Raw genomic sequence first — 6,728 nt, 5'->3', positions numbered from 1 at the left:
AGCGTCCCCCACCCGGACCAGCGCACCCACTACCTCCTCCAAAGCATGCGCACGTTCCCAAGAGCTCTCAATCTGCTCGGCCGCGTTTGCCGCATTCCTGGCGACCCGCCGCGCTCCTTCAGCGTCCCCCACCCGGACTAAAGCATCTGCCACCTCCACCAGAGCCCGCACACGTAGCCAGGGCCCCTCGATCCGCACAGCCATGTCTTCAGCAAGACGAAGAGGACCGATCATATGAGCATCCTCACTCCCCTCATCGCCACCCCTACGCGAAGAGCACGACGGAAGGAAGAATCCTTCCATTCTTGCAGAAAGAACAATCTCTTTGATCCACCCCTCTAAATCAAAGCCATCAACCTTAGAGCTATCCACCACACTGCCGACAGACATGAGTAGTACATCCACCAGTAAACGCAAACTTCTATCGCTAACATCTCGACGAGAAGCCAAGGAATCAACCACAACAGGAAGTAACGACAAGAACTCGCGTGCGCGCCCACATTCTATAGCGACCTTCACCACCCCCTCAAGTACACCCACCCTAAAGATTGGATCATCAATAGACAGCACCAAATCCAAAACAACCTCGGGAGTGGCATTAAAATGTAGGATATAGAACTCCAGCAATCCGGGAAGATAGGCCCCCGTTCGAGCAAAATGACTCCTGAGCTCTGCAACCCCAAGAAGAGCCCCCAACACACCTTCAGGTACTTCTCCGCAATTTAACTCCAGCACCTTGAAGTACCCCCTATCAATCGTTCGCAACACGGAAGATCGGCTCCCAGAGCGACGCTTCAATTCTTCATATCGACCTCGACGGAAAACAATCTGAGCAGAACGAAGAACATCTTCTTTACCAGCAAGCATGAGGTCGAAACATGGATCACTCAAAACATAGCTGGGAGTACTGCATCCCCACCCCCTGTCGGCACACTCCTCCACCCACTCCCGAATTGTCAACCGATAGGGAGCAAGGGCATTGTCGCGGATCACCGCCAACCGCCTCAGATCACCCGCCTCGTCGCCCTCACCAAAAGAGTCCGGATCTAGCATCCTGATAACGGCCTGCATCACAAGGTCGTGACCTACTCGGTATGCCACGACCTCATGATTGCAATCACTAATGTCGACAGAATCCAGAATCCGCCCCGGCGAGCGATCCACGTACATACTTACATCGTGAGGGAGAATCTTCCGTCCCCTATACATCACGAGGAGCTTTGTCAGATCTTTCACGGTGAGGGCGTCACCGCAAGCCGCCAGGAATGCCACGATATCCACAGCCATAGAGGCCCTGAAGAACTTCTCAATATCCTTGATATTGATGAACTTTTCGGCGATCGGAGAGGGCTTCAGAGAAACGACCTTTCTCTTCGCGTCACACTGGACATCTTCCGGCAGACGCGGATTGCGACGAGCCGCGGTAATAACCTTCACCCCGACGGGGAGGCACTTCGGCAGCATCGAGAGGATCGACTTGGCATCCTGCCCATCCGACTTCTCGAAGTAGGAGTCCTCGTCGAGTCCGTCGATGACGAGGACGAGCGTCTGGGGAACAGCACTGGAGCGGCACGCCGTTGCCGCTTGACGCAGCAGTTTATGGAACTCTACCGGCCGACGCCCCTCAGACACGTCTTCGATGTACTCGCACCCAAGGATGTTCCCAAGCTGCGCGCCCATGACCAACGCAAAACTCTCCCTGTCGTTCCCGTCGCCACCGATGCGGCGAATGAAGAAGGACACGATGTGCACGTCGTCAGGAGGATTCAAGGCGAAGGAGGACATGAGTGCGGTCTTTCCGCTGACCATACTGGCTTCCAGGGCGTACCAGGCGTCCTCGGAGCCTCGTACGAACGTTTCCAGCTCCTCTATTTCTTGCTCTCGATCCTCCAGGGGGTCTGGAGCGAGATCGCGGACTATCTTAATATGGTAATTAACAACGTCATCTGTCTGCGAGGCCCCCGCAGGACGGTCCAGGAGACGCTGAACTCCGGCACGGACCTCATCGACCTTTTCAAGAAGAGAGGCCAGTGCCTCCTTCTCAGTGAAGCAGTCGGATATACGCCGGCAGGCCACTTCGAGCACCCAATTGAAAGCCTGCTTCGCCGATTCATCCGCCAGACTGCTGCGCAGGTCTGTGCCACCCAGGTCAAGAAGAGTCCAGCGCAACTCTTTCCAGTTGTATCCCGCGGCTAGCCGGTCCTTCTCCGAGAGCCGGTCAATGAGAGACGCCACCTGTCGGGTTGCCACATGCCAGTCGGCCTCGGAGATCCCCTCATGCTCTCCGAGCAGTTGCGTTGCTGCGTCGTCGGCGATCTTTTCCGCGAAGACGGCTCGCTTCCCGCCGTTCTCCAGCATTCCACGGAGCCTCGTCAACAGCCCGGCACCTTCACCAACCGCTGCGGCGATCGCCCCCTGCCCGGAGGCTATAAGGAGCAGTTTCGCGATGGATATGCCAATATCAATAAAAATGTCGCGATCCGTGGCCACCATGGGCGCTCCTCGACATGTGGTGCGAATAAGAGGGAAGTCTCGTTATTCTACCGCAGCACACCCAGGCGTTTCCGAAACGTGGTGTCCAGTGTTCCAGTATCCCTTGCCCAACTGGGCTCAGCGGCCCCCGGTGCCCCTACTCGGCGCCGGGCTCGGCCTCGTCATCGGCGGCCTTGTCCTTCTTCTTGTCCTTGCCGCTCTTGTCCTCGGGCGGCTCGGGCACGGAGACCTCGGGGGCGGGGCGGCCACCGGGCGCGGCCACGGGGGCCGCCGAGGGGCGGGCCTGCGCCTGGGCGGCGAGCATCTCGGTGACGACCTCGTCAGCGGTCTTCTTCTCCGAGTCCATGGCCTTCTTGACGTCGGCGGCGTAGAGATCCACGTACTCCTGGCCGGAGAGGGCCATGAGGGCGTACATGATCTCGTCGGTGATGGAGCGCAGCACGAAGCGGTCGTTCTCCAGGCCCTTGTAGCGGGAGAAGTCCAGCGGCTCGCCGATGACGATGCCCACGCGGTGGCGGGTGGAGGGGATGGACTTGCCGATCGGCTGGGCCAGGTTGGAGCCGATCATGGCCACGGGCACCACGGGGGCTCCGGTAGCCAGGGCGATGCGGGCCACGCCGGTCTTGCCGCGGTAGAGGCGCCCGTCGGGGCTGCGCGTGCCCTCGGGGTAGATGCCGAACAGCTGTCCCGAGCGCAGCCGGTCGATGCCGGCCTGGAGCGCCGCCTGGGAGGCCTTGCCGCCGGAACGGTCCACGGGGATGGTGCCCACGGTCTTCATGAAGTTCTTCACCGCCCAGCCCTTGACTCCCTTGCCGGTGAAGTAGTCGGCCTTGCCGATGAAGGCGACCTCGCGGTCCACCAGCAGCGGCAGGAAGAAGGAGTCGATGACCGCCAGGTGGTTGGAGGCCAGGATCGCCGCGCCCTCGGCGGGAATGTTCTCCTCGCCGCGGATCCAGGGCTGATAGAGCATCTCCAGGGCCGGGCCGACTGTTGCCTTGATGGGTCCGTATCCCACGCGGGGCCTCCTGTGAACTGCTGGCTGGGCGGCCACCACACGGTCCTGCACCATCGGAGACGGACGGCACCGGAGCCGGCGGTGCCGCTCGGGTATGGGGTGATTCTAGGGTGCTTCCCACCCTGCTCGCACCGACTTCCCGACTGCCGGCGAGGATGCATGTCACTGCCATCCTCTAGCCTGCGACCGTGAGCACCATCGGGACCCAGGTGTCCTTCGCCGACATGGGCACGCCCCTGGAGCGGGCGACCTTCGTCGTAGTGGACCTGGAGACCACCGGCGGGGCGCCGGGCGCTCGCTCTCTGACCGAGATCGGGGCCGTCAAGGTGCGCGGCGGACAGGTGCTGGCGGAGTTCTCCACCCTGGTCAACCCCGGCGTCGCCATCCCCGCCCAGATCACCATGCTCACCGGCATCACGAACGCCATGGTGGCAGGCGCCCCCGGCGTACGCACCTGCGTGGAGGCCTTCCTGGACTGGGCGGACCTGCTGGCCGACGACGTCGTCCTCGTCGCGCACAACGCCCGCTTCGACGTCGGTCACCTGCGTGGCGCAGCGGCGGCCCTGGGCCTGGGGTGGCCCGAGCCCCGCGTGCTGGACACGCTGGCGCTGGCCCGCAAGGCCTGGACCCGCAGTGAGGTGCCCAACCACAAGCTGGGGACGCTGGCCGCCTTCGTGGGCTCCCAGATCCGTCCCACGCACCGGGCCCTGGATGACGCGCGCGCCACCGTGGACGTGCTGCACGCGGCCCTGGAGGTCATGGCGCCGCTCGGTGTCACGCACCTGGAGGACCTGGCCACCGCCTCCGACCCGGTCCCTGCCAAGCGCCGGGCCAAGAGCCGCCTGGCTGACGCCCTGCCCAGCGGCCCCGGCGTCTACCAGTTCCGCTCGGCGGCCGACCAGGTGCTCTACGTGGGCAGCGCCGTAGACCTCAAGCGCCGGGTGCGCTCCTACTTCACCGCCGCGGAGAAGCGCCGCCAGGTGGCGCAGATGCTGGACACCACCGTGAGCGTGCGGCACATCGCCACGCCCACGCTCATCGAGGCGCGGGTGCGCGAGCTGCGGATGATCGCCGAGCTCGACCCGCCGGTCAACCGCCGCTCCCGGGCCCCGCGGCGCCGGCCCTGGCTTCACCTGGCCCAGGGCTCGGGCCCGGGGGCCGAGCCGCGGTTGGCGCTGACCACCGCGCTGCCCACGGAGGAGGTCGGCCATGCGGTGGGCCCCTTCGCCTCACGCGGCAGGGGCCAGGAGGCCCTGCGCGCCGCCGAGTCGGTGCTGCGTCTGCGCCGCTGGGACGGGCGCGAACTGCGGCGGGTGCGCCACGACGACGTCCCGGCTGAGCCGGCCAAGGTGCTGGCCTGCCTGTCGGGCGAGGTCGACCTGGTGGCCGCTCCGCTGCTGGAGCGCATCGCGGAACTGTCCCGGGCCGAGCGCTACGAGGAGGCCGGGACCTGGACGGGCCGCCTGCGCTGCCTGCTGCGCGCGGTGGATCGGGCCGAGCGGGTGCGGCCCCTGCTGGCCTGCCCGCATCTCATGGCGGCCCGACGGCGAGAGGCCGGGGGCTGGGAACTGGTGGTGGTGCGCTGGGGCGTGCTGGCCGGCTCCATGACGACCGCGCCGGGTGCCGACCCACGCCCAGCCGTTGAGCTGCTGCGCGCCAGCGGCCGGGTCGTTGACAGACCCGGCCGTGTCGGCGAGGTGGCGAGCATTGAGGAGACGAGCCTGCTGGCCGACTGGGTCCTGGACGAGGGCTCCCGCATCGTGGAGGTCGACGGCGACCCCGCGGTGCTCACATGGCCGATCGGTGCGGCTGCCCGCCACCGCAAGGTCCTGGCCTCGCAGGAGTGAGGGCGCCGAGCGCGGGCCAAGCGCCGCGCGGCCGACGTCGGACGGGGACAGCGGAGCCGAGCTCAGCCGGCGGGGGTGACGGTGCCGCGGCGGGCGGTGAGGGCCTTGGCGACGCCCTCCTGGAGGCTCAGCGGGTCCAGGGGGCGGGGCACGACGACCTCCGCCTTGGCCCAGGCGGCCAGCCAGTCGTCCTGGGGGCGGGCGGTCAGCAGGACGACGGCGGGGCGCTCGTCGAGCTCGGTGAACAGCTCGTGGGCCAGTCCCATGCCGCCGAGCTTCTTGGCCTCGGCGTCCAGGACCAGAGCGTCGAAGGGCGCCTGGCCCTCCTTCTCGCGGTCCTTGATGGCCATGCGCACACCTTCGGCGGTGGCCGCCTCGGTCCAGCTCACCAGTGGCAGGCCCTTGGCCGGTCGGCGTCCGACACCGTCGATGACCTCCTGACGCACGGTGGCGTCGTCGGAGAAGACGAGAAGCTCGAGACGGGCGGAAGCAGCCTGGTCGGTCATAGCGGATCCTTCGTGGACGGGTACGGACGGCAGTGTTTCCGCGGTCAGTGTAATCACACGCGGGCTCCCTATCCCTCTTCCGGCGCCACGTCTAGCATGAACCATGTTCAGGACTTCAGTCCTAACGAGCCCTGCTGAGGCGGGACTGAAGCCACCTCACCCACCGAAAGGCAGTCCTTGATGGCCGTGTACACCCTTCCCGAGCTCCCCTACGACTACGCCGCCCTGGAGCCCCACATCTCCGGCAAGATCATGGAGCTCCACCACGACAAGCACCACGCCGCCTACGTCGCCGGCGCCAACGCCGCCCTGGAGGCCCTGGCCGCCGCCCGCGAGTCCGGCGACCTGGCCGCCATCAACCTGTGGGAGAAGAACCTGGCCTTCAACCTGGGCGGCCACACCAACCACTCCATCTTCTGGAAGAACCTCTCCCCCAACGGCGGGGGCCAGCCCGAGGGCGAGCTCGCCGAGGCCATCAAGGACTCCTTCGGCTCCTTCGAGAAGTTCCAGGCGCAGTTCACCGCCACCGCCATGGGCATCCAGGGCTCGGGCTGGGCCGTGCTCGCCTACGACTCCCTCTCCGGAAAGCTCGTCACCTTCCAGCTCTTCGACCAGCAGGGCAACGTGCCCGTGGGCACCATCCCGCTGTTCATGGTGGACATGTGGGAGCACGCCTTCTACCTCGACTACCTCAACGTCAAGGCCGACTACGTCAAGGCCGTCTGGAACATCGCCAACTGGCAGGACGTCTCCGAGCGCCTGGCCGACGCCGTCGCCAAGGCCCAGGGCCTCATCGTCCGCTGACGCTCGGCCCGGACACGCGCCGCACAGGCTTGTGGCCCGCACCCCTTCACGGGGTGCGGGCCA

5 protein-coding genes are annotated in these 6,728 nt (G+C 65.6%); 2 read left to right on the top strand and 3 right to left on the bottom strand.

The features are described from left to right. The coding region (locus tag HMPREF3165_RS00970) for an ATP-binding protein (RefSeq protein WP_141744979.1) at window positions 1-2,493 on the bottom strand (2,493 nt) is incomplete at its 3' end. Between the two features lie 136 nt (window positions 2,494-2,629). Further along, on the bottom strand, window positions 2,630-3,508 hold the full coding sequence (locus HMPREF3165_RS00965) for a lysophospholipid acyltransferase family protein (protein WP_070510158.1): 879 nt from the start codon (window positions 3,506-3,508) through the stop codon (window positions 2,630-2,632). Window positions 3,509-3,696: 188 nt separating this feature from the next. Between HMPREF3165_RS00965 and HMPREF3165_RS00960 the strand changes: the two genes are divergently transcribed. Continuing rightward, a complete protein-coding gene (locus HMPREF3165_RS00960; protein ID WP_256274682.1) occupies window positions 3,697-5,355 on the top strand; it encodes a DEDD exonuclease domain-containing protein in 1,659 nt (552 codons plus the stop codon). 62 nt (window positions 5,356-5,417) lie between these two features. On the opposite strand, the gene HMPREF3165_RS00955 is transcribed toward HMPREF3165_RS00960, so the two are convergent. After that, window positions 5,418-5,861 carry a hypothetical protein gene (locus tag HMPREF3165_RS00955; protein ID WP_004565060.1) on the bottom strand — a complete coding sequence of 148 codons (444 nt, stop codon included), beginning with the start codon at window positions 5,859-5,861 and terminating at the stop codon, window positions 5,418-5,420. 180 nt (window positions 5,862-6,041) lie between these two features. Here HMPREF3165_RS00955 and HMPREF3165_RS00950 point away from each other — a divergent pair, with 180 nt between their 5' ends. Next, on the top strand, window positions 6,042-6,665 hold the full coding sequence (locus tag HMPREF3165_RS00950; RefSeq protein ID WP_009405978.1) for a superoxide dismutase: 624 nt from the start codon (window positions 6,042-6,044) through the stop codon (window positions 6,663-6,665). Window positions 6,666-6,728: the final 63 nt, after the last annotated feature.

This window comes from Actinomyces sp. HMSC08A09 (assembly GCF_001807465.1).
In the GTDB taxonomy this organism is placed as follows: Bacteria; Actinomycetota; Actinomycetes; order Actinomycetales; family Actinomycetaceae; genus Actinomyces; species Actinomyces oris.
This window is presented reverse-complemented; position numbering and strand designations above follow the sequence as displayed.